24 protein-coding genes are annotated in these 25,800 nt (G+C 72.5%); 14 read left to right on the top strand and 10 right to left on the bottom strand.

What is annotated here, in order from left to right; all coding sequences use genetic code 11:
- Nucleotides 1–73: 73 nt before the first annotated feature.
- The 5 genes from cseC to ACFYQ6_RS30610 all read right to left on the bottom strand — a co-directional run bounded on the left by cseC (nt 74) and on the right by ACFYQ6_RS30610 (nt 4,478).
- Nucleotides 74–1,399, bottom strand: coding sequence for a two-component system sensor histidine kinase CseC (cseC, locus tag ACFYQ6_RS30630; RefSeq protein ID WP_388766068.1), 1,326 nt, complete (start codon nt 1,397–1,399; stop codon nt 74–76).
- On the bottom strand, nt 1,396–2,109 hold the full coding sequence (gene cseB / locus ACFYQ6_RS30625) for a two-component system response regulator CseB (RefSeq protein WP_361585434.1): 714 nt from the start codon (nt 2,107–2,109) through the stop codon (nt 1,396–1,398). Before cseB ends, cseC begins: the two co-directional genes overlap by 4 nt.
- 11 nt (nt 2,110–2,120) lie before the next feature.
- Entirely contained in the window at nt 2,121–2,816 is a 696-nt protein-coding gene (locus tag ACFYQ6_RS30620; protein ID WP_388766065.1) for a hypothetical protein, read from the bottom strand.
- Complete coding sequence (locus tag ACFYQ6_RS30615; RefSeq protein WP_388766063.1) at nt 2,804–3,394, bottom strand: SigE family RNA polymerase sigma factor; 591 nt, start codon at nt 3,392–3,394, stop codon at nt 2,804–2,806. Before ACFYQ6_RS30615 ends, ACFYQ6_RS30620 begins: the two co-directional genes overlap by 13 nt.
- Before the next feature lie 181 nt (nt 3,395–3,575).
- Nucleotides 3,576–4,478 (bottom strand): A/G-specific adenine glycosylase, encoded by a 903-nt coding sequence (locus ACFYQ6_RS30610; protein WP_361585428.1) that lies wholly within the window; start codon nt 4,476–4,478, stop codon nt 3,576–3,578.
- 260 nt (nt 4,479–4,738) lie between these two features.
- Here ACFYQ6_RS30610 and ACFYQ6_RS30605 point away from each other — a divergent pair, with 260 nt between their 5' ends.
- On the top strand, nt 4,739–5,569 hold the full coding sequence (locus tag ACFYQ6_RS30605; protein ID WP_361585533.1) for a hypothetical protein: 831 nt from the start codon (nt 4,739–4,741) through the stop codon (nt 5,567–5,569).
- Between the two features lie 181 nt (nt 5,570–5,750).
- Here the strand turns inward: ACFYQ6_RS30605 and disA are convergent, their stop codons facing one another.
- Together disA and radA are read right to left on the bottom strand one after the other, a co-directional pair.
- On the bottom strand, nt 5,751–6,875 hold the full coding sequence (disA, locus tag ACFYQ6_RS30600; protein WP_361585425.1) for a DNA integrity scanning diadenylate cyclase DisA: 1,125 nt from the start codon (nt 6,873–6,875) through the stop codon (nt 5,751–5,753).
- Nucleotides 6,876–6,955: 80 nt separating this feature from the next.
- On the bottom strand, nt 6,956–8,368 hold the full coding sequence (gene radA, locus ACFYQ6_RS30595) for a DNA repair protein RadA (protein WP_361585422.1): 1,413 nt from the start codon (nt 8,366–8,368) through the stop codon (nt 6,956–6,958).
- Nucleotides 8,369–8,503: 135 nt separating this feature from the next.
- On the opposite strand from radA, the gene ACFYQ6_RS30590 reads away from it, so the two are divergent.
- Nucleotides 8,504–10,318, top strand: a complete 1,815-nt coding sequence (locus ACFYQ6_RS30590; RefSeq protein ID WP_388766060.1) for a hypothetical protein — start codon at nt 8,504–8,506, stop codon at nt 10,316–10,318.
- A gap of 80 nt (nt 10,319–10,398) precedes the next feature.
- On the opposite strand, the gene ACFYQ6_RS30585 is transcribed toward ACFYQ6_RS30590, so the two are convergent.
- Nucleotides 10,399–11,244, bottom strand: a complete 846-nt coding sequence (locus tag ACFYQ6_RS30585; RefSeq protein WP_388766058.1) for a hypothetical protein — start codon at nt 11,242–11,244, stop codon at nt 10,399–10,401.
- 32 nt (nt 11,245–11,276) lie between these two features.
- On the opposite strand from ACFYQ6_RS30585, the gene ACFYQ6_RS30580 reads away from it, so the two are divergent.
- The 5 genes from ACFYQ6_RS30580 (at nt 11,277) to ilvD (ending at nt 17,183) form a co-directional block, all read left to right on the top strand.
- Nucleotides 11,277–12,224, top strand: a complete 948-nt coding sequence (locus ACFYQ6_RS30580) for a Ppx/GppA phosphatase family protein (RefSeq protein ID WP_361585413.1) — start codon at nt 11,277–11,279, stop codon at nt 12,222–12,224.
- 96 nt (nt 12,225–12,320) lie between these two features.
- Nucleotides 12,321–13,130 (top strand): sugar phosphate isomerase/epimerase family protein, encoded by an 810-nt coding sequence (locus ACFYQ6_RS30575; RefSeq protein ID WP_388766263.1) that lies wholly within the window; start codon nt 12,321–12,323, stop codon nt 13,128–13,130.
- On the top strand, nt 13,127–13,750 hold the full coding sequence (locus ACFYQ6_RS30570) for a TetR family transcriptional regulator (RefSeq protein WP_361585408.1): 624 nt from the start codon (nt 13,127–13,129) through the stop codon (nt 13,748–13,750). The genes ACFYQ6_RS30575 and ACFYQ6_RS30570 overlap by 4 nt, the downstream gene beginning before the upstream one ends.
- Before the next feature lie 161 nt (nt 13,751–13,911).
- A complete protein-coding gene (locus ACFYQ6_RS30565) occupies nt 13,912–15,180 on the top strand; it encodes a PQQ-binding-like beta-propeller repeat protein (protein WP_388766056.1) in 1,269 nt (422 codons plus the stop codon).
- A gap of 152 nt (nt 15,181–15,332) precedes the next feature.
- A complete protein-coding gene (gene ilvD, locus ACFYQ6_RS30560) occupies nt 15,333–17,183 on the top strand; it encodes a dihydroxy-acid dehydratase (RefSeq protein ID WP_361585405.1) in 1,851 nt (616 codons plus the stop codon).
- Nucleotides 17,184–17,217: 34 nt separating this feature from the next.
- Here ilvD and ACFYQ6_RS30555 read toward each other — a convergent pair whose 3' ends face one another.
- The gene (locus ACFYQ6_RS30555; protein WP_388766261.1) at nt 17,218–19,410 is read right to left on the bottom strand and encodes a PQQ-binding-like beta-propeller repeat protein; all 2,193 of its coding nucleotides are present in this window, start codon (nt 19,408–19,410) and stop codon (nt 17,218–17,220) included.
- 123 nt (nt 19,411–19,533) lie between these two features.
- Between ACFYQ6_RS30555 and ACFYQ6_RS30550 the strand changes: the two genes are divergently transcribed.
- Genes ACFYQ6_RS30550 through proC form a run of 6 tightly spaced genes read left to right on the top strand, consistent with a single transcriptional unit; the run spans nt 19,534 to nt 23,755 of the window.
- Nucleotides 19,534–19,878, top strand: coding sequence for an SH3 domain-containing protein (locus tag ACFYQ6_RS30550; protein WP_361585399.1), 345 nt, complete (start codon nt 19,534–19,536; stop codon nt 19,876–19,878).
- A 34-nt stretch (nt 19,879–19,912) separates the two neighbouring features.
- Nucleotides 19,913–20,461, top strand: a complete 549-nt coding sequence (locus ACFYQ6_RS30545; protein WP_361585396.1) for a hypothetical protein — start codon at nt 19,913–19,915, stop codon at nt 20,459–20,461.
- A 51-nt stretch (nt 20,462–20,512) separates the two neighbouring features.
- On the top strand, nt 20,513–21,283 hold the full coding sequence (locus ACFYQ6_RS30540) for a class I SAM-dependent methyltransferase (protein WP_388766053.1): 771 nt from the start codon (nt 20,513–20,515) through the stop codon (nt 21,281–21,283).
- Between the two features lie 58 nt (nt 21,284–21,341).
- On the top strand, nt 21,342–22,124 hold the full coding sequence (locus ACFYQ6_RS30535; protein ID WP_388766051.1) for an ABC transporter ATP-binding protein: 783 nt from the start codon (nt 21,342–21,344) through the stop codon (nt 22,122–22,124).
- Nucleotides 22,121–22,879, top strand: coding sequence for an ABC transporter permease (locus tag ACFYQ6_RS30530; RefSeq protein WP_361585388.1), 759 nt, complete (start codon nt 22,121–22,123; stop codon nt 22,877–22,879). Before ACFYQ6_RS30535 ends, ACFYQ6_RS30530 begins: the two co-directional genes overlap by 4 nt.
- A 57-nt stretch (nt 22,880–22,936) precedes the next feature.
- Nucleotides 22,937–23,755 (top strand): pyrroline-5-carboxylate reductase, encoded by an 819-nt coding sequence (gene proC / locus ACFYQ6_RS30525; RefSeq protein ID WP_361585385.1) that lies wholly within the window; start codon nt 22,937–22,939, stop codon nt 23,753–23,755.
- 58 nt (nt 23,756–23,813) lie between these two features.
- Here proC and ACFYQ6_RS30520 read toward each other — a convergent pair whose 3' ends face one another.
- Entirely contained in the window at nt 23,814–24,398 is a 585-nt protein-coding gene (locus tag ACFYQ6_RS30520) for a cysteine hydrolase family protein (protein ID WP_388766048.1), read from the bottom strand.
- A 74-nt stretch (nt 24,399–24,472) separates the two neighbouring features.
- Here ACFYQ6_RS30520 and ACFYQ6_RS30515 point away from each other — a divergent pair, with 74 nt between their 5' ends.
- Nucleotides 24,473–25,486, top strand: coding sequence for a GlxA family transcriptional regulator (locus tag ACFYQ6_RS30515; protein ID WP_388766046.1), 1,014 nt, complete (start codon nt 24,473–24,475; stop codon nt 25,484–25,486).
- Nucleotides 25,487–25,800: the final 314 nt, after the last annotated feature.

Raw genomic sequence — 25,800 nt, 5'->3', positions numbered from 1 at the left:
CGCGCGTCACACACCGGGCCCCGGAGGCGACTCGCCTCCGGGGCCCGGTGCGTCCACGCGTCCACGCGTCCGCTCAGTCCAGGTCGGCCTGTCGCAGGATCGGGAAACTGCCGGTGTTCGTCGGGGCGTGCTCGGGCAGCCAGAGCACGGCCACGGCCCCGCCCGCGTCCCCTGTGTCTCCGGGTGGCCCCGCGTTGCGGAAGGTCAGCCTCGCGCCCAGGACACGTGCCTGCCCGGTGGCGATGGTCAGCCCCAGCCCGTGCCCCCGCACCGACCGGTCGCTGCTGCCCGTACGGAACCGGCTCGGCCCCTCCCGCAGCAGCGCCTCCGGGAAGCCCGGCCCGTGATCGCGCACCCGTACGACCCGGCCCTCGACGGTGACCTCGACCGGCCCCGCGCCGTGCTTGGCTGCGTTCCCCAGCAGATTGCCCAGGATGCGCTCCAGCCGGCGCGGGTCCGTGGACACCCAGGACTCGTGCACCACCCGTACCGTGATCTCCGGATCCAGCAGCCTGACCCGGCGGCTCACGAACTCGCCGAGCGGCAGTTCCTGGAGCTCGGCCCGTTCCGACGCGCTGTCCAGCCTGGCGACCTCCAGGACGTCCTCGACCAGGGTCCGCATCGCCTGCGCCCTGTCCCGTACGAGCTCCGTCGGCCGCCCCGGGGGCAGCAGCTCGGCCGCGGTCAGCAGCCCGGTCACCGGGGTGCGAAGCTCGTGGGCGATGTCCGCGGTGACCCTGCGCTCGGCCTCGATCCGCTCGTTCAGCGCGTCGGTCAGGGCGTCCACGGCCCGGGCGAGCTCGTCGGTCTCGTCGCGCACGACACCTCCGACGGCCTCCCGTACGCGGACCTCCGTGTTGCCCTGGGCGACCTTGCCGGCCGCCGCCGCGGCCTTGCGCAGTCTGCGGGACAGCTGGCCGCCGATCAGGACGCCCAGTGCGCAGCCGCCGAAGACGACCGACACCGAGCCGATGATCAGCGCCCGGTCGAGGTCACCCATGATCGTGGCGCTGCGGTCGGCGAACCGGGTGTGCAGCGACAGCACGTCGCCGTTGGCCAGGGGGACGGCCGCCCAGACGTCCGGCACCCCGTCGGCGTTCTCGTCGACATGGGTGGCGCGCCGGTTGTCCCGGATGCGGTCACGCAGACCCGGCGGCAGCGCCGGATCGTTGATCTTGGCGCCGAACTTCGGGGACGGCTTCTGGGGGCTCGCCGCCTCGTACAGCCGCTGGGCGAACAGCAGGCGCTCCAGCTGCACCTCGCGGGCGTTCTCCAGCATCGACACCCGGGCGGCGTTGTGGACGACGAGGCTCAGCGCCAGCGCGATGAGCGCGCCGACCGCGGCGATCGCGATGCTGATCTTCCAGCGGACACCCGTCCGCAGCGCCAGCCGCCTCATGCGCGCAGCTTGTAGCCGAAGCCGCGGACCGTCTCGATCCGGTCCTGCCCGATCTTGGTGCGCAGGCGCTGCACATGGACGTCGACGACGCGGGTGTCCCCGCCCCAGCCGTAGTCCCAGACCCGCTCCAGGAGCCTGTCCCGGGAGAGGACCGTCCCGGGAGCCGCGGAGAACTCCAGCAGCAACCGCATCTCCGTGGGCGTGAGACCCACGTGCGCGCCTCCCCGGCGCACCTCCATGCCCTCGGTGTCGATCTCCACGTCACCGAAGACCAGCACGCCGCCGTCCGCCTCGTCCCGGGCCCCGGCGCCCCCGTCGGTACGGCCGCCCGCCCCCGAGGCGTGGCCGAAGCGGCGCAGGACGGCGCGGATGCGCGCGACGAGCACCGCCCCGTCGAAGGGCTTGGTGACGTAGTCGTCGGCCCCGGCCTCCAGGCCGAGCACCACATCGATCGCGTCGGCCCGCGCCGACAGCATGATCACGGGCACGGTCGACTCGTCCCGGATGCGCCGGCACAGGCTGACACCGTCCAGCCCCGGCACCATCACGTCCAGCAGCGCGATGTCCGGACGGTCCGCCCGGAAGGCCTCCAGGCCCAGCAGGCCGTCGGGCACCGCGGTGACGGCGAAGCCCACCCGCTCCAGGGCGAGCTGGGTGGCCTCGCGGATGACGTCGTCGTCCTCGACGAACAGGACATGGGTCTCGGCCATGCGAGCGGCTCTCAGTTCTGCGTCGGCTGCGGTGCGGGGAGAGCGCCTTCCCCGCCGCCGACGGCCCGGTTGAATTCGTTGTGCACCCGGTCGGTCTCCGTGAACCGGCCGGAGGCCCAGTGATAGGTGACGACGTCCTCGCCGGACGGGTAGGCGACCGAGTCCTTCGAGCCGTACACCTGGGTGGTCACCACCAGGTCGCCCCGGTCGATCGTCCCGTAGACCGCGGGGACCTCGGCGGCGAAGACGTTCCCGTACGAGCCGTCGGCGAGGCGGCGGTAGACGTACGTACCCACCCCCACCGAATCGCCGCAGGTCATCACGTTGACCACGACATCGGCAGAGGAGCCGTCGGTGAGCGTGCCGTAGGAGGTGTCGACCGGGTACTCGTCGCCGGTGCAGGGCTTCAGGTCCTCCTTGAGCCGCCGGCTCACCTCGGGGTCGGCCTTCACGAGCCGCACGGCGTCGACCCGGGGCATGGGCGTGGCAGCCCCCGCGGGGACGGCGCTCGACGGGGTGGCCACCGCGACCTGCTGGGTGCCCGCCGGGCCCTCGTCACGGGTGCCCGTACCGCTCGCGGAACAGCCGGAGCAGAACAGCCCGAAGGCGGCGAGCCCGGCCACCGCCGTACTCCCCGCCGCCACGGTGGCCCCGACTCCCCGGCTCCCCGCGGGCCTGCCGCCACCGCTGCCTGTCAGGCCGCGCACCGCTCCCGCCCCCGCTCGTCATGACGCCTGTCCCGCTGTGCGGGTATCCGTGCCGGTGCGGGTGTCCCCTCGGCCTCGCCGCTCCGGGCCGCGCGGTCCTCGAGCTCCTGGCGGAGCCGTGCGAGGGCGCGGTGCAGCGTGCTCTTCACCGTACCGGCCGACATGCCGAGGGCCGCGGCCGTCTCCTCCGTGCTCATCTGCTCCCAGTGTCGCAGCACGACGACGCTGCGCTGCTTCGGAGCCAGCACACCGAGTACGTCCATGAGCAGGGCGCGGTCCGCCCGCTGCTCGGTACCGTCGTCGACGCTCGCGTCGGGAAGCTGCTCGGTGGGGACCTCGTCGAGCTTGCGGGCCCGCCACCACTCCGTACGCGTGTTGATCATGACGCGGCGCAGATAGGCGTCGGCGAGGGACTTGTCGGCGATCCCGTCCCAGCGGCCGAGGGTGCGGACCAGCGCGGTCTGCAGCAGGTCCTGCGCGTCCACGGGGTCGGGCACGAGCCGGCGGGCACTGCGCAGCAGCGCGTCCTGCCGGGTCCGTACGTACTCCTCGAAGCCGAGCACCTCGCCCTGCGCCATTACGACCGCCTCCGTCCCCGTGGATCCCCGTGGTACCGCCGTCGGCCGGGTGGTCCCGTGGCCGACGTCCGATGACGTTACGGAGGCGTTGTCACGAGGGTGTGCGGAGCAGCCGTACACGGACGCACGGCTGTCCATCGGTTGTGTAACAGCCGCTGGACAGCCGGGCCGCCGTGACGGGTCAGGACAGGGGCAGCCGGTACCGGCCGTTCGCCAGAGGCTCGACCAGACCGTCGGCCACGAGCCCGTCCAGGGCGCGCGCCCGCTGGACGGGCTCCTCCCACACCGCGTCCAGTGCGGCCTGCGGCACCGGGGTGACCGCGTCACGCAGCACCGCGAGCAGCCTGCCCCGCACCTGGCGGTCCGTACCGGCGTACGTCTGACCGCGGCGCGGCGGTCCCTGGTGGGCGGGCTTCCCGGCGAGCCGCCAGGCGCACTGTCCGGCGATCGGGCAGCGCGTGCAGTCCTCGTTCTTCGCGGTGCACACCAGCGCACCGAGTTCCATCGTGGCCGCCGCCCAGCTGGCGGCGCGATCGTCCTCCTCGGGGAGCAGGGCGCGCGCGAGCTTGCGCTCGGCGGCGGTGGTCGCGTTCGGCGGGTACTGGATGCCGGTGGCGGCCCGGGCGAACACCCTGCGTACGTTCGTGTCGAGTACGGCATGACGCTGCCCGTAGGCGAACGAGGCCACGGCCGCGGCCGTGTACTCCCCGATCCCGGGCAGTGCGAGCAGTTGGCCGTGCTCGCTCGGCACATCGCCGCCGTGGCGTTCCGTTATCGCCTGCGCGGCTCCGTGCAGGCGTAGCGCGCGGCGCGGGTAACCGAGCCGGCCCCAGGCGCGGACGGCTTCGCCCGGTGCGTCGGCGGCCAGGTCCGCGGGGCGGGGCCAGCGGGCCATCCACTGCTCGTAGACCGGGAGGACCCGGTTCACCGGGGTCTGCTGCAGCATGAATTCGCTCACCATCACACCCCAGGCACCCGCTTCGGGGCGGCGCCAGGGCAGATCGCGGGCGTGCTGCTCGAACCACCCGATGACGGGGGCGTGGAGGGAGGCGGGGGGCGTCTGTGTCGAAGTCGTGGCAGTCATCGCACCTACGATCCTGGCACGGAAGACGCGGGAGGGGGCACGGCTACGGTGGTGTCGGCCCGGCCGAGGGCTCACGGGGTGATAACGCCACCCGTTCTGTCCCTTCGTACGGGGCGGACGATGCCCGAGCCGGGCAAAGTGGCTGTAACTGCCCGACAGTGGCGGAGCCGTGATGATGATCCGGAAAACTTGTCGATCAGAGCGGCGGTTGTGGGCCGGAGTTGGCCTGGATCTCTCGTACAGTTCGGTCCGTGGGATCTATGCGCAATCCGGTCGGGCCGCTTCCCTCCAGCATCTACTGGCGTCGGAGAGCAGTAGCGGTGCTGGTGATCGCGCTGCTCGCGGCCCTGGTTGCGTGGGCCGTCACCTCGCGTGGCGGCAGCGGGGGCGGACAGGACGACGGGAAGCCCGGAGGCTCGGATCCCGCCCCGTCCATCACACCCGGCCCCTCCAGCTCGGGCCCGGTCGTCGGTCAACCCCCGGGCGGACGTGACGAGTCGGGCGGCTCCGGAACCGGCGGATCCACGGGCTCCGGAGCGAGCGGCGGGGCCACCGGTCCGGGCGGTGACACCGGCTCGGGCGCCGGGGCGGCGGACACCGGGGGAGCCGGCGGCTCCACGTCGACGGGTACGAGCGCGGGCACGAGCGGCGGTGCGAGCGCCGGGCAGCAGGTTCCGGCCGGCTCGCCCCTCCCCGACTGCGCGCCCGCCACGCTGCGGTTGACCTTGAAGACCGAGCTCAGCTACGGCCCCGACGACAAGCCGCGCTTCCGGCTGACGGCGAGCAACACCTCGGCCGCCGACTGCAAGGCCGACCTCGGCCCGAAGAGCGCGGTGCTCACGATCACCGAAGCGGGCGAGGACGACGAGCAACTGTGGTCCTCCGCCGACTGCCCGAAGGCCGGAGCCCTCTTCCTGAGGATCCCGGCGGGCGGGACGGTCGTCCACACCGTGGACTGGAACCGCGGGAAGAGCGCGCCCAAGTGCGCGACGCCGCCCGCCGGCACCGCTGCCCCGGGCACGTATCTGCTGGAAGCGAAGGTCCCGGGCGAGACCGTTCTGCGCGCCTCGTTCGTGCTGGCCAAGGACTGACAACTCGGCGGTGTCCCACCGGGAGTGATCTCCGGGCGGGGTCCAACCGCCGTACGGCGCCGCAGAATCGATTCTGCGCAGGCCTCGCGCGGGCCCTGGATGAGCCTCGCGCGTCCGTGCGTGACCGGCGGACGCGGGGCCGGGGTGTACGGCCCGAACCCGTGAGCCGGGCGGGCGAACCCTAGACGTAGCGCTCGAGGATCGAGGACTCCGCCAGTCGCGAGAGGCCCTCCCGCACGCTCCGGGCGCGCGCCTCGCCGACGCCGTCCACCGCCTGGAGGTCGTCGACACTCGCGGCGAGCAGCTTCTGCAGGCCGCCGAAGTGCTCCACCAGACGCTCGATGATCGCCCCGGGCAGCCTCGGCACCTTGGCCAGCAGCCGGAAACCCCGGGGGGAGACCGCCGAGTCCAGCGTCTCCGGCGAGCCGCTGTAACCCAGCGCCCGCGCCACCACCGGAAGTTCGAGCAGCTCGGTGTGACTGAGCGTGTCCAGCTCGGACAGCGCCTCCACGACCGTACGGGACCGCTTCGCGGTCGGTTCGGGGACGTAGTCGCGCACGACCAGCTCCCGCTCCGGCTCCACGCCCGCGATCAACTCGTCCAGCTGGAGTGCGAGCAGGCGGCCGTCGGTGCCCAGCTCCACGACGTACTCGGCGATCTCGGTCGCGATCCTGCGGACCATCTCCAGCCGCTGCGAGACCGCCGTCACGTCCCGGACGGTCACCAGGTCCTCGATCTCCAGCGCGGAGAGCGTGCCGGCGACCTCGTCCAGCCTGAGCTTGTACCGCTCCAGGGTGGCGAGGGCCTGGTTGGCGCGGGAGAGGATGGCGGACGACTCCTCCAGGACCCGCCGCTCCCCGTCCACGTACAGCGCGATCAGCCGCATCGACTGGGAGACCGAGACCACGGGGAAGCCGCAGGCCTTGGAGACCCGGTCCGCCGTGCGGTGCCGGGTGCCCGTCTCCTCGGTGGGGATCGAGGCGTCCGGGACGAGCTGGACGCCGGCCCGGAGGATCTTCGTCATGTCCTTGTCGAGGATCATCGCGCCGTCCAGCTTGCACAGTTCGCGCAGGCGGGTCGCGGTGAACTCCACGTCCAGCACGAAACCGCCGGTACACATGGATTCGACGGTTTTGTCCATACCGAGAACGATCAGTCCGCCGGTGTTGCCACGGAGAATGCGCTCCAGGCCGTCGCGGAGGGCCGTTCCCGGCGCGACCGCGCTCAACGAGGCGCGCATCAGCGCCTCGTTACCCGTGCCTTGGCCGGACTTTCCGGGCGATGCTGCCCGGTCGTTGGCTGCCACTGCACTCCTCCGGTCACAGGTTTGCGGTGCCCTTGCGTCCCTCATACCGTTCGTACGGGCGGGCGAGACCAGGGCAAAGTCTACCGGCGTGCGCCGTCCTCCCGTGGTCCGTCCTGACGAGACCTGCGCGGGAGGGCTCTGAGCGCGTCGCCCATGTCGGCGACTTCCGTGACCTTCATACCGGCCGGGACCTTCCCCGGGTCCCGTGGAACCAGGGCGTGCTTGAACCCAAGACGGTACGCCTCGGCCAGCCGGCGCTGGACCCCGGTCACCCTTCGGACCTCCCCGGCGAGACCCACCTCACCGATCGCGACCAGGTTCTTCGGGAGCGGTGTGTCGCTGGCCGCGCTGGCCAGCGCCAGGGCGATCGCCAGGTCCGCCGCGGGCTCGGTGAGCTTCACGCCCCCCACGGTGGCGCTGTAGATGTCCCGCTTGCCGAGCGCGCTGATCCGGCCCCGCTGCTCCAGGACCGCCAGCATCATCGAGACCCGGGAGGTCTCCAGGCCCGAGGTCGTGCGCCGGGGCGAGGGGATCTGCGAATCGACCGTCAGTGCCTGCACCTCGGCGACGAGGGGGCGCTTGCCCTCCAGGGTGACCGTCAGGCAGGTGCCGGGGACGGGCTCGTCGCGGCGGGTGAGGAAGAGGCCGGAGGGGTCGGCCAGGCCGGTGATCCCCTCGTCGTGCAGTTCGAAGCAGCCGACCTCGTCCGTCGCGCCGTATCTGTTCTTCACGCCGCGCACGAGCCGGAGCCTTGCGTGCCGGTCGCCCTCGAAGGAGAGCACCACGTCGACGAGGTGCTCCAGGAGCCGCGGCCCCGCGATCGCCCCGTCCTTGGTGACGTGGCCGACCAGGAGCGTGGACATCCCGCGCTCCTTCGAGGCCCTGATGAGAGCCCCCGCGACCTCCCTCACCTGCGCCATGCCGCCGGGGGCGCCGTCGATCTCCGGCGAGGCGACGGTCTGCACGGAGTCGAGGACGAGCAGGGACGGCTTGACCGCGTCCAGATGCCCCAGCACCGCGGAGAGGTCGGTCTCGGCCGCCAGGTACAGATGGTCGTTGATCGCCCGGATCCGGTCGGCCCGCAGGCGCACCTGGCTCGCGGACTCCTCTGCCGTGACGTACAGGGTGCGGTGGTCGTCGCTCGCCGCCTTGGCGGCCACGTCCAGCAGCAGCGTCGACTTCCCGACGCCCGGCTCGCCGGCGAGCAGCACCACGGCGCCGGGCACGAGCCCTCCGCCGAGCACGCGGTCGAGCTCCCCGACCCCGGTCGAGCGGGCGGTGGCCTGCTTGCTGTCGACCTGGCCGATCGGCACGGCGGCCGAGGAGACCCGGCCCGCCGCCGTCGTACGCACCGCGGGTGCGCCGCCGAACTCCTCGACCGTCCCCCATGCCTGGCACTCCGGGCAGCGGCCGAGCCATTTGGCGGTCGTCCAGCCGCATTCGGTGCAGCGGTAGGACGGACGGTCCTTCGCGGATTTCGTACGGGCAGCCATGGCGTCACCGTATAGGTGGGGTCCGACAGTGCCGGTCGCGGGCGAGGGGAACGAACGTGTGACCGATGCGGTAGTTCCGGAGAGAAACGGGATTCCTGTCCCCTTTCGAGGGAGACCGTCACCCGTAAGGATGAAATGTCGGAAAGTGCTGTCATGCTTCCGCCCTCATCTGCCTACGGTCGCCCCGTGACGAGCAGCAGGCTGGAGACCCCCGCACACCGCACCGGCGCACACCGGGCGCACCGCCGCACCGCCCGCCCGTCGGGGCAGCGCTCGCCCGCACGTTACGAGCCGTACCTCGACGGCCTGTTCACCTACTGCCTCTCCGTGCTCTGCGACCACGAGGCCGCCACGGAGGCGCTCGGCTCGGTCCTCGCGATCGCCGAACGGCAGGACGGCCGGTGCCCCACGGCCGAGGAGGAACGTAAATCCTGGCTGTACGCCCTGGCCCGGTGGATGTGCCTGCGCGCGATGACGGAACAGCGCAAGGGCCGCCAGGCGCACCGCCGCCCCCCGGCACCGACCGCGCCCGCCCGTCCGCCCGGGGGCGGCGGCACCCCGGAGGAAGCCGCCGCTCCCGGGGGCGCCCAGGAGTCCCCGGCGGCCGAAGCGCGCCGGCGCGAGCTCGCGAAGCTCGCCTGGCCGGAGGCCGCGGGCACCACCCCCGAGCAGCGCGAGGCGCTGGAGCTCGCCGTACGCCACGGCCTCACGCCGCGTGCCGTCGCGGCCGTCCTCGGCCTCGACGACGCCGGCGCGCGGGAGCTCCTGGCGGGGGCCGCCTGCGAGGTGGAGCGCACCCGCGCCGCCCTCGCCGTCGTGGAGAAGGGCGACTGCCCGGCCGTCGCCCGGCTCACCGGGACCCATCAGGTGCTGCTCTCGGCGGCCCTGCGCCGGGAGCTCGTCCGGCACGTCGACGACTGTCCCCGCTGCCGCCGCGCCGCCGAGCGCGCCGGAGCCGCCGGCCCCTGGCCCGGAGCGGCCGTCACCCCGGCGGCCGCCCTCCAGGTCGTCGAGGCGCCCCGCCCCTCCGTGCGCGTCGCCCTGGCCCACGCCCGGCGCTCCCGGTCCGGCGCACCGCGCTTCGGCCGGACGGGCTTCCCCCTGGATCCCAAGGACCACGCCGCGCGCCGGGACAGAGTGCGCGCCCGGGTCGTGACGACGACGGTCGTGGCGACCGTCGTCGCCGCCCCCGTGATCGCCCTGTGGGCCGCCTACCGGGGCGCGCCGCTGACCGGCGAGGGCCGCGACACCTCGGTCAGCGCGGCGGACACCGACGAAGCATCCGGGCTCGGCGACGACGCGTACGACCACTACGAGAACGCGGGCAACGCCCGCCCCGAAGGCGACGGCGCCTTCACCCACGGCCCCCGGACACCGGACGTCTCGGCCGAGGTCATCAGCGTGGGGCCGGGACCGCGGGGCGCCGGCACGCTCGCGGTCTCGGCCCGCTCGTCCGGCAGCCGTACGGCGATCACCCTGACCGCCACCGGCGCCGAGGCCGTCGCCTGGTCGGCACGCGCCGACGCCGCGTGGCTGCGCCTCAGCCGTACGTCCGGCACGGTCGCCCCCGGCCGGAGCGTCACCTTCTACGTCTTCGTGAACGGCGCGGCCGAGCCGCGGGGCGCCTGGAGCGCCCGCGTGGTGCTCAGCCCGACGGGATCCGCGGTCGCGATCACCGGACACGGCGCCGCGTCACCGCGCCCGGAGAGCCCGCAGCCCTCACCTTCCCCGTCCACGCAGTCCCCCGGCCCCACGCCGTCCACCCCTCCGCCGACGGATCCGGCCCCGACGCCCACTCCGACGCCCACGCCCACGCCGACGCCGACACCGACCCCGACTCCGACGGGAGAGCCGACGGAGACCCCCGGCTCTCCCGCACCCTCACCGACCGGCGGTTCCACCGACCCCGCTCCGCCGTCCTCGGACTCCTCGTCCGGACCGGCGGGGTGACGCGGCCGGCCAGGGTGCGAGGCGGAACGCCCGGCTGCGGCGGGCCGGGCCCCCGTGCGCGCGGCGCCAGCCCCTCCGGCTCAGGCGGCGGGGTCCGCCGGATGCGGCGCCATCGGCAGCAGCGACGCCAGCCGCTGCTCGCACAGCTCGGCCAGCCGGTCGTAGGCCTCCTTGCCCATCATCTCGGTGAGCTCGGGCCGGTAGGAGATGTAGACCGGCTCCCCGGCCCCGTGCGCCGAGGTCGCGGAGGTGCACCACCAGTGCAGGTCGTGCCCGCCGGGGCCCCAGCCCCGCCGGTCGTACTCCCCGATGGAGATCTGGAGCACGCGGGTGTCGTCCGGCCGGTCGATCCAGTCGTAGGTCCGGCGGACCGGCAGCTGCCAGCAGACGTCGGGCTTGGTCTCCAGCGGCTCCTTGCCCTCCCGCAGAGCCAGGATGTGCAGCGAGCATCCCGCGCCGCCCGCGAAGCCGGGCCGGTTCTGGAAGATGCAGGAACCCTCCCAGCGCCGCGTCTGGCGTTCGCCGTCCTCGTCGACGCCCACCCAGCCCGTCTTCGTGCCGACGTCGTGGAACTGCCAGAGCTCCGGAGTGAGCCGTGCCACGTGGCCGGCCACCCGCTTCTCGTCGTCCTCGTCCGAGAAGTGGGCGCCCAGCGTGCAGCAGCCGTCGTCCGCGCGACCCGCCTGGATGCCCTGGCAGCCGCTGCCGAAGATGCAGGACCACCTGGAGGTGAGCCAGGTCAGATCGCAGCGGTAGACCTGCTCGTCATCGGTGGGGTCGGGGAACTCGACCCAGGCCCGCGCGAAGTCGAGCCCCTTCTCGTCGGGCCCGCCCGGCCCCGTTGCTTCCGGCTGCTGCATCTCCTGCTTCGCTTTCCGCTGCTTCTTCGTGGCTTTGTCCGGCTTCGCCTTTTTCGTCTTTGGCACGCGCCCAGAGTAAGCCGCAGTAGCGTGCGCGTATGAGACTCGGAGTCCTCGACGTGGGGTCGAACACGGTGCACCTTCTGGTGGTCGACGCGCACCCCGGCGCCCGCCCGCTGCCCGCACACTCGCACAAGGCGGAGCTGCGGCTGGCCGAACTGCTCGACCGGGACGGTGCCATCGGCCCCGAAGGCGTGGAGCGCCTGGTGACGACGGTCGCCGACGCGCTCCAGGCTGCCGAGGACAAGGGCTGCGAGGACGTGCTGGCGTTCGCCACGTCAGCCGTGCGTGAGGCGAGCAACGCGGACGAGGTGCTGACCCGGGTGCGGGACGAGACCGGCGTCGCCCTCGCCGTCCTCAGCGGCGAGGACGAGGCCCGGCTGACCTTCCTGGCCGCCCGCCGGTGGTTCGGCTGGTCCGCGGGAAAGCTGCTGGTCCTCGACATCGGCGGCGGCTCGCTGGAGGTCGGGTACGGCATGGACGAGGAGCCGGACGCCGCCGTCTCGCTGCCGTTCGGGGCGGGCCGCCTCACCGCCGCCTGGCTGCCGGGCGACCCGCCGGACCCGGCCGACGTACGGGCGCTGCGCCGCCACGTCCGCGCCGGCATCGCCCGTACGGTCGGCGACTTCACCAGGCTGGGCCCGCCCGATCGCGTCGTCGGGACCTCCAAGACCTTCCGGCAACTGGCCAGGATCTCGGGCGCCGCCCGCTCGGCCGAGGGCCTGTACGTACAGCGCGTTCTCACCCGCAAGGCCCTGGAGGAGTGGGTGCCGAAGCTGTCGGTGATGACCGTGGAGCGGCGGGGCGGGCTTCCCGGGGTCACCCCCGGACGGGCCGCGCAACTGCTCGCGGGGGCGCTGGTGGCCGAGGGGGCGATGGACCTGTTCGGCGTGGAGGAGCTGGAGATCTGCCCCTGGGCGCTGCGCGAAGGGGTCATCCTGCGCCGTCTGGACCACCTGCCGGCGGCTCACTCGGCGCTCGCCTGACCGTCCGGAGCGGGTCATGGTCCTGCTCACTTTCAGCCGGGGTCCCTCGGCGAGGCGTACCGCTGCCCGTACCCTGTCCACGTGGCAGAACCAGTGGTGCGCATCCCGGATGCGAAGGTCGCCCTGTCGACGGCCTCGGTCTATCCGGAGTCGACGGCGACGGCCTTCGAGATCGCCGCGCGCCTGGGCTACGACGGTGTCGAGGTCATGGTGTGGACCGACCCCGTGAGTCAGGACATCGAGGCGCTGCAGCGGCTGTCCGACTACCACCAGGTCCCGATCCTCGCCGTGCACGCGCCCTGTCTGCTGATCACCCAGCGGGTCTGGTCCACCGACCCGTGGGTGAAACTCCAGCGGGCCAGGGCCGCAGCCGAGAAGCTCGGCGCGTCGACGGTGGTCGTCCATCCGCCGTTCCGTTGGCAGCGCAACTACGCCCGCGACTTCGTGAGCGGCATCTGGCGCATGGCGGACGAGACGGATGTGCGCTTCGCGGTGGAGAACATGTACCCGTGGCGCTACCGGGACCGCGAGATGCTCGCCTACGCCCCCGCCTGGGACGTCAGCAACGACGACTACCGGCACTTCACCGTCGACCTCTCGCACACCTCGACCGCGCGCACCGACAGTCTGGCCATGGTGGACCGGATGGGCGACCGGCTCGCCCACGTCCACCTCGCCGACGGCAAGGGCTCGGGCAAGGACGAGCACCTGGTGCCCGGCAGGGGCGACCAGCCGTGCGCGGAGCTGCTGGAGAGGCTGGCCCGTAGTTCCTTCGACGGACATGTGGTCATCGAGGTCAACACCCGGCGCGCCATGTCGTCGGCCGAACGTGAGGCCGACCTCGCGGAGGCGCTCGCCTTCACCCGGCTCCACCTCGCCTCGTCGGCGCGGACGCCCGGCCAGTGACCCCCGGCACCGACGGCCCCGCCCCCCGGCGCAGGGGGCGTCCCCCGCGGACGGCGCACGCCACCGGCCCCGACGCCAGGACCCGGATCCTGGAGGCGGCCCGCACCGAGTTCGCCGAACGCGGCTACGACAAGACGTCGATCCGGGGCATCGCCAAGGCGGCCGGCGTCGACGCCGCCCTGGTCCACCACTACTTCGGTACGAAGGACGACGTGTTCGCCGCCGCCGTGGAGGTCTCCTTCGAGCCGGCGCTCGTCCTCCCCACGATCCTCGAAGGTCCCGAGAAGGATCTGGGGGAGCGGCTGGCCCGTTACTTCATCGGCGTGTGGGAGAACCCGGTGTCGCGGGCCCCGATGCTGGCGACACTCCGCTCCGCGCTCACCCACGAGGCGGCGGCGAGGGTACTGCGCGGCTTCGTGCTCCGGCGGTTGCTGGAGCGGATCGCGGCGGAGCTCGACGTGCCCGACCCCACCTTCCGCGCCGAGCTCGCGGCCTCGCACATGGTCGGCATCGCGGTCCTCCGGTACGTGATCAAGGCGGAGCCGCTGGCGTCCGCGGAACCGGAGAAGATCGTGGCCATGGTGGCCCCCACGCTCCAGCGGTACCTCGCGGACCGCTGACCTTCCCCGGTTTTGCTCCTGTGACGGCTGTGCCGGGGGCTTCACAGCGTTGTCGCGGATCGGTATCAGGTGCTGACCTGTCCGGATCCTGATGGTTGGCTGTGCGAAGTCCGTGCACCGCGGCCGTACGTCGCGAATGACAACAATGGGGGAGCGGGATCATGACGACTCGGAACGCGAACAGCCAGGATCGGCAGGCGCAGGGCACCAGGTCCTCCGCCCTGCCCCGTCGCAACCTGCTGCGGATGGCCGGGGCCGGGCTCGGCCTCGTGCTGACCGGGGCGCTGACGACGGCCTGCGGCCCGGAGGAGACGGACCCCGCCGGGGGAGCCGGGGCCTCGAAGCCCGGTGGCGGAGCCGCGGGCGGGGACGCGTTCACGACACCGCCCGCCGGGACCGCGCCGCGTGCCCTGTGGCAGCACCCCGCCAAGGCGACGACCCTCGGCAACCAGGAGGTGCTCGCCGTCGCCGGGAACGTGGTGCTGGTGGCCGGTGATCCCCTGGTGGGCCGGGACATCGCCACCGGTGAGGAGCTCTGGTCGCTGAAGGAGGCCGCCCAGCCCGGCGCGCGGCTGATCATCAGCGGTGGCACGCTCTACCTCGCCAGCGGCACGTACGACGGTGACCTCGTGGGCCTGGACCCGGCCACGGGCAAGGAGACCTGGCGCAGCCGCCTGGACGGGCGGTACGCCCAGCCCCGGCCCGTCGGCGCCGACGAGGACCACGTGTACGTGATCGCGGGGATCCTGGAGAAGGACCTCAGTTCCCAGCACAACGTGATAGCCGCCATCGACCTGCGCACCGGCAAGGCCGTCTGGACCGAGCGCAGGGACGCGGGGACCGAGGAGTCCGGCATCACCTCCGTGGTGCAGGACGGCCGGCTCGTCTACACGGACCACCGCAAGAACCTCACGGTCCGGGACGCGGCGACGGGCCGCCAGCTGTGGACGAAGAAGATCAGCAGCTCCAACTTCGAGCGCATCGCCGTGCAGGAGGGGGTGGTGTACGTCGCCGACGGCCGGCACCTCCGTGCCTTCTCCGTGGAGGACGGCAGCGAGCGCTGGGCGCTGAAGACCGAGGAGTTCTCCTCCTTCAACGGCCCGAGCATCCTCGACGGGGTGCTCTACGCCTCGGACAGCGCCCACGCCCTGTGGGCCGTCGACCCGTCCACCGGCAAGCAGCGGTGGCACAATACCGACCTGCTCGACGTCTCGGTCCCGCTCCAGTTCGCCAAGGTCGGGGACACGCTCTACGGAGCGACGGAGTTCGACGAGGACGGCGGCGTCCAGGCCTACGACGCGCGCGACGGGAAGCTGCGCTGGACCTACAACGACGGCAAGGGCTCGCTGGAGCAGTGGTACGTGGTCGCTGGCGGCAAGCGGCTGGCCGCGCTGCACGGCGGACGGCTCCAGGCGCTGCCCGCGGTGTGACACGCGGCGGCCCGCAGGCGCGGCGGCCGGGAAGGCGGCGTCCCTGTCCGCCCGTTGAGTTCCGTATCCCGCATTACGGACAGTGTGTCCAGATCTTGGCACCGGAGGCGTAACCTCGGGAGCAGTCTTTTCTGTCGAAGGAGCGAGAGACGATGCCCCAGCTGAGGTCCCGCACTGTCACACACGGCCGCAACATGGCGGGCGCGCGCGCCCTTATGCGTGCGTCCGGGGTAGCGAGCGAGGACATCGGCAAGCCGATCATCGCGGTGGCCAACTCCTTCACGGAGTTCGTGCCCGGTCACACCCACCTCGCCCCCGTCGGCCGGATCGTCTCCGAGGCGATCAAGGCGGCGGGCGCGGTGCCCCGCGAGTTCAACACCATCGCGGTGGACGACGGCATCGCCATGGGCCACGGCGGCATGCTCTACAGCCTGCCCTCCCGCGACCTCATCGCGGACAGCGTGGAGTACATGGTCGAGGCCCACTGCGCCGACGCCCTGATCTGCATCTCCAACTGCGACAAGATCACCCCCGGCATGCTGATGGCCGCGCTGCGCCTCAACATCCCCGTGGTGTTCGTCTCCGGCGGCCCGATGGAAGCCGGCAAGACCACACTCGTCGACGGCACGGTCCGCACCCTCGACCTCGTCGACGCGATCTCGGACGCGGTCAACGACAAGATCTCCGACGCGGACATCCTCCGCATCGAGGAGAACGCCTGCCCGACGTGCGGCAGCTGTTCGGGCATGTTCACCGCCAACTCGATGAACTGTCTCGCCGAGGCGATCGGCCTGGCCCTTCCCGGCAACGGCTCGGTCCTCGCCACCCACACCGCCCGCAAGGCGCTGTACGAGAACGCCGGCCGCACGATCGTCGAGATCACCAAGCGCCACTACGAGGAGGACGACCACTCCGTCCTGCCCCGCAGCATCGCCGGCCGCGAGGCGTTCGAGAACGCCATGGCCCTCGACATCGCGATGGGCGGTTCCACCAACACGATCCTCCACCTGCTGGCCGCCGCCCAGGAGGCCGGGCTCGACTTCGGCCTCCCGGAGATGGACGAGATCTCCCGGCGGGTCCCCTGCCTCGCGAAGGTCGCCCCCAACGTGGCGCCCGGCGGGACGTACTACATGGAGGACGTGCACCGGGCCGGCGGCATCCCCGCGCTGCTCGGCGAGCTGCGCCGCGGCGGGCTGCTCAACGAAGGCGTGCACGCGGTCCACTCCGGCAGCCTCGACGAGTGGCTGAAGAACTGGGACGTCCGTGGCGGCTCCCCGTCCCCCGAGGCCGTCGAGCTCTGGTACGCCGCTCCGGGCTGCGTCCGCAGCGCGACCGCCTTCTCGCAGTCCGAGCGCTGGGACAGCCTCGACACGGACGCGGCCGGAGGCTGCATCCGCGACATGGAGCACGCCTACTCGAAGGACGGCGGCCTGGCGGTCCTCAAGGGCAACCTCGCCGTGGACGGCTGCGTGGTGAAGACGGCCGGCGTCGACGAGTCGATCTGGACCTTCGAGGGCCCGGCCGTGGTCTGCGAGTCCCAGGAGGACGCGGTCGACAAGATCCTCCGCAAGGAGATCAAGGACGGCGATGTCATCGTCATCCGCTACGAGGGCCCCAAGGGCGGCCCCGGCATGCAGGAGATGCTCTACCCGACGTCGTTCCTCAAGGGCCGGGGCCTCGGCAAGACCTGCGCGCTCGTCACGGACGGCCGGTTCTCCGGCGGCACGTCGGGCCTCTCCATCGGGCACGCCTCGCCCGAGGCGGCGTCCGGCGGCACGATCGCGCTGGTCGAGGACGGTGACCGGATCCGGATCGACATCCCGAACCGCTCCATCGAGCTCCTCGTCCCCGACGCGGAGCTGGCCACCCGGCGCGAGGCGCTGAACGGCGTGTACGCGCCGAAGAACCGCGACCGCAAGGTCTCCCAGGCGCTGCGCGCGTACGCGGCGATGGCGACCAGCGCGGACAAGGGCGCCGTCCGCGACGTCTCCAAGCTCGGCTGACCCGCAGAGGTTCCGTCCGGCCCCGCCCCTGGTCTCACCAGGCGGCGGGGTCGTTCGCGTCCACCGCGAAGACGGACCCGTCCGGGGCGGTCCCGACGACGCTTCCGCCGAGGACGACGGGGGCGGGCAGCGACGAGGCATGGCTGAGCTTCCCCGCCCTGAGCCTCGGCCGGGTCTGGCCCAGCAGCGTCCCGTGCTCCGTGTCGACGGCGAGCAGCCGCCCGTCGGCCGCCGAGAAGTACAGCCGGCCGCCCGCGCCGAGCACGGGTGCCGAGGTCGTCCCGACGGCCGTCTCCAGCCGCCACCGCTCGGGGCGCGCGGCGCCCGGGCGGACGTCGACGGCCAGCAGGGTTCCGCCGCGCTCCAGCAGCAGGGCGGTGTCCCCGTCCACCACGGTCTCCGGGGCGTTCATCCGGAAGGGCAGCCGCACCCGGGTCGCCTCGCGGCGGGCGGGGTCGTAGCGGACGAGACCGGTCGTCTGGGCCTTCTCGTTCATGGCCGTCAGCAGGAGCGCCCCGCCCGAGGTGCCGACCGGGGTGAGGAGCCCGTCCAGCTCGCGCTGCCAGACCGTGTCCCCGGTCCTCGCCTCGATCGCCGTGACCAGGGTGGTGGTGCCCTGCGCCGAGTTCTCGAAGACGTACGCGACCCCGGTCCCGTCCTCGTACAGCGCGTAGGCCGGGGCCCGGTGCCCCGGGACGCCGTGCCGCCAGCGGGTCACGCCGGTACCCGCGTCGAGCGCCTGGAGAGTACCGTCCTGCCGGGCCGTCAGCAGCAGGCCTCCCGCAGGGAACGGGGTGTCGAGGTACGCGGAGAGGTCCTTGTGCCAGAGCTCCGTGCCCGTGGCCGTGGCGTACGCGCGCAGTACCTCGCCCGGCACGACGGTGTAGGCCACGTTCCCTGCCACCGTGCCGCCGGGCCTCACACCCCCCGACGCCGGACCGGACTGCCCAGAAGGGGGTTCGGTGTGCGACCAGAGCACCCGCCCGTGCGCCGGATCCAGAGCAGCGGCGCCGGACCCTGCCGAGACGCAGTACAGCGAGGAACCGGCGGGGGCGCACGCCGGGGTGGAGCCCTCCTGGGACCGCAGCGGCGTCTGCCACGGCACGAAGGCGGCCGGACGTTCCGTCCCGCTGCCCGGCCCCTCCGCCTCCGGCGTCCCGGAGCTCGAAGCCGCCGCCCAGACGCCCGCGGCCACCAGGACCGACAGCGCGGCGGCGACCGCGAGCCGGCGCCGTGCGCGCCGGCCGGTCCTCGCGTCCGAGCGGGACGCAGGCCCGTTCGCCGCCCGGACGTGCGTGGTCGTCTCCGCGGCCTCCGGGGAGACGCCCTCCCGGGACGCCGCCTCCCCGCGCTCGACGGCGAGCGGCTTGCGCTGCACCGGGATGAAGGCCGCCGCCTCGTACGAAGGAGGGTGCAGCGCGGCCATGATCTCGTCCGGGGTGGGACGTTCTGCGGGATCCTTCGCCAGGCAGCGCCCGACCAGCGGCGAGAGATCCTCCGGCACTCCGGCCAGGTCCGCCTCGTCGTGCACCACCTGGTAGGCCACGAGGTAGGGACTGTCCGAGTCGAAGGGCCCCCGGCCCGTCGCCGCGTGGACCAGCACCGCCCCGAGCGCGAACACGTCGGCGGCCGGACCCACCTCGCGAGGCCGCTGGAACTGCTCGGGTGCCATGTACGGCGGAGAGCCGATCAGCTTGCCGGTCTCCGTACGCACATCGCTGTCGTAGGGCCGGGATATCCCGAAGTCGATGACCTTGGGCCCGGAGTCGGGGAGCAGCACGTTGCTCGGCTTGAGATCCCGGTGGATGACCCCGGCCCGGTGGATGTCGCGCAGGGCCTCGGCGAGTCCCGCCGTCAGCCTGCGCAGTTCGGCCGGGCTCATCGGCCCGTTCCGCTTCACCTGCGCCGAGAGGGTCGGGCCCGGCACGTAGAGGGTGGCCATCCAGGGCAGCGCGGCCGTCGGGTCCGCGTCCACGACCGGCGCGGTGAACGCCCCGCTGACCCGCCGGGCAGCCGCGACCTCCTGCCGGAAACGCGCCCTGAACTCAGGGTCCGCCGCGTGCTGGCGGTGCACCACCTTGACCGCGAGCTGCAGCCCGGACGGGGAGCGTGCCAGGTGTACGACACCCATGCCGCCCGCCCCGAGGCATGCCTCGAGCCGGTACCGCCCGGCGTACTCAGGATGCTCCGCTTCCGGATGTGATCCGGTCCCTCGCAGCGGCGGCATCGCCCACCCCCGTGTGTTCGACCGCAAGCGCGACGCACGGAGCCTAGTCGATGGTGCGTGCGAGGAGCGCGGGGCTTGTTAGCCTGCGCGTCACACGCATCGCTTTCAACGGGGGAGGCCCGCATGGGTGTTGAGGAGAACGTCACCACGGATGTCGCGACCGCGGCCACGGAGGTCGCGGAGACGGCCGCGGAGGGGGTGGCGACGCTCGCCGCGGCGACCGTCGTATATCCCATCGCGCCCGGCTACCGCGTCAACGTGCGCAGGGGGCCGGGCACGCAGTACGGGATCGTCCGGACACTGCCGTACGGGATGAGCGTCCCGGTCTACTGCCAGATGCCGGGGGAGTGGATCTCCGGTCCTTACGGCACGTCGAACCTCTGGGACAACATCGCCAACGGCCAGTTCGTGTCCGACGCCTACGTCCGCACGGGCAGTGACGGCTACGTCGCTCCGCGCTGCGACTGACGGAGCCGGTGCCCGCCCAGGGATAATCGATCCCGTGAGCGAGAACAGCGAAGCATCCGGCACGCCCTCCGGCAGCACGGCGCCCGGCGCCACCACACCGGGGCCGCAGCCCGAACCTCTCCGTTTCTTCGGTACGACCTGGGTCGACCACGACGGCGGGTACGGGCTGCGGCGCGTGGCGGTCACCGCCGGCTCCCTCCTGGCGGCCGTCGCCTCGTGCTTCGTCCTGCGCTTCGCCTACCAAGGGCTGGAGATCGCCGAGGTCGGCAGCTTCGTCGGTCTGCTCGTGGTGCTGATGTTCGCGGTGTGCAGCGCCATCGCCTTCCGCAGGACCTGGGAGGGCTTCACCCGCCGCCCGGCCGATCCCTCCCACGAGGACAGGCTGCGCGGCCTGAAGTCGATCGGCTTCATCGGCTCGCTGCTCGCCTACTTCTTCCGCTCCTTCACCGAGGCGCCGGGCGAGAAGCTGCGGCGTACGGAGTACGAGACGGCCCTCGCCCAGTACGCGAAGCGCCGCTCCTCCCGCACCGGGAACCCGGCGGCCCGCAAGAGCGCCAAGGGCAAGCGCCCCGGACGCCGCTAGAACCGGGCGCGATCGCGCCCCGCGCACGCCGGGGCCCGGGCACGATGAACCATGCCCGCTTCAGCGCCCCGCGCCCTCTCGTTCGATCGTGCCGCCGCCCTGTACGCCGCCGCACGCCCCGCATACCCGCCCGCTCTGCTCGACACCGTCGAGGAGCTGACCGGCCGCCCCCTGCGCGGCTCCCGTGTCGTCGACGTCGGCGCGGGGACGGGCATCGCCACCCGCCTCCTGTGCGCCCGCGGCGCTCACGTCACCGCCGTCGAGCCGGGGCCCGGCATGGCCGGAGAGCTGCGGCGGTCGCTGCCCGACGTCCCCGTGGTCCGGGGTGACGGCAACCGCCTCCCGCTGGCCGGCGCGTCGGCCGACCTGATCACCTACGCCCAGTCCTGGCACTGGACCGACCCCGACCGCTCGCTCCCCGAGGCCCTGCGCGTCCTGCGACCCGGTGGCGCCCTGGCGCTCTGGTGGAACGTCGCCGACCACTCCGCCCCCTGGACAGCCGAGCAGGACACCCGGCTGCGCCTCCACTTCGGCACCGGTGACAGCGCCCACGGCTCACCCGGCGGCGCCGGCTCGCGAAACCTACGGCAGCTGCCCGGCGGGGAGTTCGCGCAACGAGTGCTGCGGTGGTCGCGCACGGTGCCGGTCGACACGCATCTCGCCAACCTCTCCAGCCACTCCGCGTTCCTGGTCCAGGGCGCCGAAGGCGAGGCGACCACCCGCCGGTTCCTGGACGAGGAGCGCCGTCACCTGGCCACGGTGTTCCCCGACGGCCAGGTCGAGGAGCGTTACGTGGTGGAGGTCGCGGTACTGATCCGCTGACCGCCCCGGCCCGCCGCGTCCCTTGACGACGCACTGCGGCGGGATCAATATTCATCACATGATGAATTCCTCGCGCGCGACAGGCCCGAGCGCCGTCGAGGCCCGCGCGCTCACCGTCGTACGAGGGGACCGCACGGTCCTGCGCGGCCTCGACTTCACGGTCGAGCCGGGCAGGATCACCGGTCTTCTCGGCCCGTCCGGCTGCGGCAAATCGACCCTCATGCGGGCGGTCGTCGGCAGCCAGGCCAAGGTCACGGGCACCCTCCACGTCCTCGGCCGCCCGGCCGGCCACGCGGCCGTACGCAACCGCGTCGGCTATGTCACCCAGGCGCCCTCGGTCTACACCGACCTGACCGTCCGGCAGAACCTGGACTACTTCGCGGCCGTGCTCCTGCCGGGCCGCGCGCACCGCGCCGCACGCGAGGAAGCCGTCACCCGTGCCATCGGTGACGTCGACCTCGCGAGCCACGCCGAGGCCCTCGCCGGCAACCTCTCCGGCGGTCAGCTCAGCCGCGTCTCCCTCGCCGTCGCCCTGCTCGGCACCCCCGAACTCCTGGTGCTCGACGAGCCGACCGTCGGCCTCGACCCCGTACTGCGCCGCGACCTGTGGAACCTCTTCCACAGCCTCGCCACCGAGCGGGGCACCACCGTCCTCGTCTCCTCGCACGTCATGGACGAGGCCGAACGCTGCCACCGGCTGCTGCTCATGCGCGACGGCGAGATCCTCGCCGACGACACCCCCGACGCCCTCCGCACCCGTACCGGATCCGCCACCGTGGAAGACGCGTTCCTCCACCTGGTCGACGAGGCCGCGGCCACCCGCCAGGAGACGACCCGATGAGCACCGCCGCCCCCGCACTCAGCACGGCACGCACCCTGGCCACCGCCGCGCGCGTCCTGCGCCAGCTCCGCCACGACCCCCGCACCATCGCCCTGCTGCTGGTCCTCCCGGTCCTCCTGATCACCCTGCTGCGCTACGTCTTCGACTCCGGCCCGGGCACCTTCGACTCCATCGGCGCCTCGCTGCTCGGCATCTTCCCGCTGATCACGATGTTCCTGGTGACCTCGATCGCCACCCTGCGCGAACGCACCTCGGGCACCCTCGAACGCCTCCTCGCCATGCCCCTCGGCAAGGGCGACCTGATCGCCGGGTACGCACTGGCCTTCGGCGCCGTCGCGGTCCTCCAGTCGGTCCTGGCGACCGCCGTCTCCGTATGGGCCCTCGGCCTCGACGTCGTCGGCTCCCCCTGGCTGCTGCTCGTCGTGGCCCTGCTCGACGCCCTCCTCGGCACGGCGCTCGGCCTGTTCGTCTCGGCCTTCGCCACCTCCGAGTTCCAGGCGGTCCAGTTCATGCCGGCGGTGATCTTCCCGCAGCTGCTGCTGTGCGGGCTCTTCACCCCGCGCGACCAGATGCATCCCGCCCTGGAGGCCGTCTCCGACGTCCTGCCGATGTCGTACGCCGTCGACGGGATGAACCAGGTCCTCACCCACACCGACATCACCGCCGACTTCTACCGCGACATCCTGATCGTCGCGGGCTGCGCCCTGCTCGTCCTCTGCCTGGGCGCGGCCACCCTCCGGCGCCGCACCGGCTGAGGGCGCGGTGCGAGGATGGCGGTGCCACCACCAGCACCGAGCACCGCCACCCGGAGGATGAACCGCATGACCCAGACAGTCGCAGTCCTCGGCACAGGAAAGATCGGCGAGGCCCTGCTCAGCGGCATGATCCGGGCGGGCTGGCGGGCCGCCGACCTGCTGGTCACCACTCGCCGCCACGAGCGCGCCGAGGAACTCCGGGCCCGCTACGGCGTCCGGACGGTCACCAACGCGGAAGCCGCCAAGAACGCCGACATCCTCATCCTGGCGGTCAAGCCCCAGGACATGGGCAGGCTCCTCGACGAGCTCGCCCCTCACATCTCCGCCGACCGCCTCGTCATCACCGCCGCCGCGGGCATCACGACCGGTTTCATCGAGGACAGGCTCACCGAGGGAACCCCGGTCGTACGCGTCATGCCGAACACCCCTGTCCTGGTGGACGAGGGGATGTCCGTCATCTCGGCGGGCAGCCACGCCACCGCCGCGCACCTCGACCACGCCGAGGAGATCTTCGGCGGCGTCGGCAAGACCGCCCGCGTCCCGGAGTCCCAGCAGGACGCGGCCACGGCACTCTCCGGCTCGGGACCCGCGTACTTCTACTTCCTCGTCGAGGCCATGACCGACGCGGGCATCCTGCTCGGTCTGCCCCGCGCCCAGGCGCACGACCTGATCGTCCAGGCCGCCATCGGCGCGGCGGTCATGCTCCGGGACAGCGGCGAACACCCGGTGAAGCTCCGCGAGGCCGTCACCAGCCCGGCCGGCACCACCATCAGCGCGATCCGGGAGCTGGAGAACCACGGCGTACGGGCGGCCCTCATCGCCGCGCTCGAAGCGGCCCGCGACCGCAGCCGTGAGCTGGCCACGGGCAACGGCTGACCCGCGCTACCGCACGGTGGCCAGCCGTGAGCCGGCCACGGGCAACGGCTGACCCGCGCTACCGCACGGCGGCCACCAGCTCCTCGCTGCGCACCACGTTCGCGAACCCGCCGCCGTGCAAGGTCACGGCGGTGGCCCGCGCCAGCTCGTCGGCGCTCAGCTTCCAGCCCCAGGGACCGGCCGCGTCGAACGTGTAGGTGGCATCGAGGGCGAAGAACACCTCGTAGCCCAGATTGCCGCCCATCCGCGCCGTCGTCTCCGCGCACATGTTGGTCTGGATCCCCGCCACCACGAACTGCCGCACCCCGGCCTCACGCAGCCAGGCGTCCAGATCGGGTGTGCCGTAGAAGGCGGAGTTCACCGACTTCGTCAGGAACAGCTCGGGGCCCGTGCCCTTCCCGCGCCGCTCCTCGACGTATCCCTTGAAGGCGTTTCCAGGGCCCCCCACCCGCAGCGGCGAGTCAGGCTTCTGCGAGTCGTGCCGCACGAACACGACGGGCCGGCCGCTCGCCTGCCAGGCATCGAGCAGTTCCGCGATGTTCCGGTCGGCCTCCGGATTGTTGCGAGGACCCCAGTACTCCTCGTCCTCGAATCCCAGCTGTACATCGACGACGACCAGCGCCGCGTTCTCCGTGATCTCCATACCCATCACTCTGCGCGCGGCGCCGGTCCGTTCCCAGAGGTATGAAAGTCATCGACCGATGCTTTACTGCCACCATGACCGCACCCCCGGGCCGCCCCGCCCGCGTCGCTCTGGTCGCCTTTCCCGGTATCCGCGCCTTCGACGTCTCCGTCATCACGGAGGTGTGGGGGGTCGACCGCACCGACCGGGGCGTGCCGGCCTTCGACCTGCGCCGCGCCGCCGACGGTCCGGAGCCGGTCCCCCTGCGCGGCGGGCTGTCCCTCGCTCCCGACCGCGCACTGGCGTGGCTCGACCGCGCGGACCTGGTCGTCGTCCCCGGACTCGACGACCACGTCACGCCGGCCCCGGCCCCGGTGCTCGAAGCCCTGCGCCGTTCCCACGGCAGGGGTACGCCGATCGCCGCGCTCTGCGGTGGCGCCTTCACGCTCGCCCAGGCCGGACTGCTGGACGGCCGCAGGGCGGTCACCCACTGGAACCTCACCGAGCTGCTCACGGAGCGGCACCCACGGGTGAGCGTGGTGCGGGACGCGCTCTTCGTCCACGAGGACAACATCTGGACCTCGGCCGGCACCGCGGCGGGCATCGACCTCTGCCTGCACCTCGTACGGACGAACCACGGGGCGGAAGCGGCGGCGACGATCGCGCGTTCGATGGTGACGGCACCGTTCCGTACGGGCACCCAGGCACAGTTCATCGAACACCCCACGCCCCGGGCCGACCGGGACGCGGACGCGCTCGCCGAGGTCCGGGCCCACGCACTGACCCGTCTGGCGGAGCCTCACACCGTGGCCGGGCTCGCAGCCCTGGCCGGCATGTCACCTCGTACCTTCGCCCGGCACTTCCAGGCCACCACAGGGACGACACCGATGCGCTGGCTGATCACACAGCGCGTCGCCGCCGCGCAGAAGCTGCTGGAGCGAACCGACTTGGCCCTCCCCGAGGTCGCCCGCCGCGCGGGCTTCGGCAGCGAGATCACGATGCGCCAGCACTTCGCGGCACAGCTGGCCACCAGCCCGCGCGACTACAGGCTGGCCTTCCGCGACGCAGGTGGCAGGAGGGGAGTTGACACGCCCGTCCCTGGTCCGTAGTGTGCTCCGAGTTGTCCGACGTGAGCGCCGACTCCGGTCGGTCCCCGGACAGCCATTCCGCAGGAACCACTCGAAACGAACGACATCTGTCGTTTCGTTTTTATGTGCGCACGTGCGAAATGAGGAATGGGCGTTCGAAGGTGACCCGATTAGCGTCGGGGCCGGGGATTCCGCTAAAGTCTCACTCGTCGGAACGGCCCAACGGCCGGGATGGCGAAACCCGCTGACTGGGAATCAGGCCCGAAAGGATCTGATAGAGTCGGACTCGCCGGAAAGGGAAACGCGAAAGCGAAGAACTGGAAAGCGAAACAAGC

Source organism: Streptomyces sp. NPDC005494 (assembly GCF_042872025.1).
Taxonomy (GTDB): Bacteria; Actinomycetota; Actinomycetes; order Streptomycetales; family Streptomycetaceae; genus Streptomyces.
The sequence above is the reverse complement of the archived record's forward strand: the minus strand, read 5'-3'. Positions and strand labels throughout refer to the sequence as shown.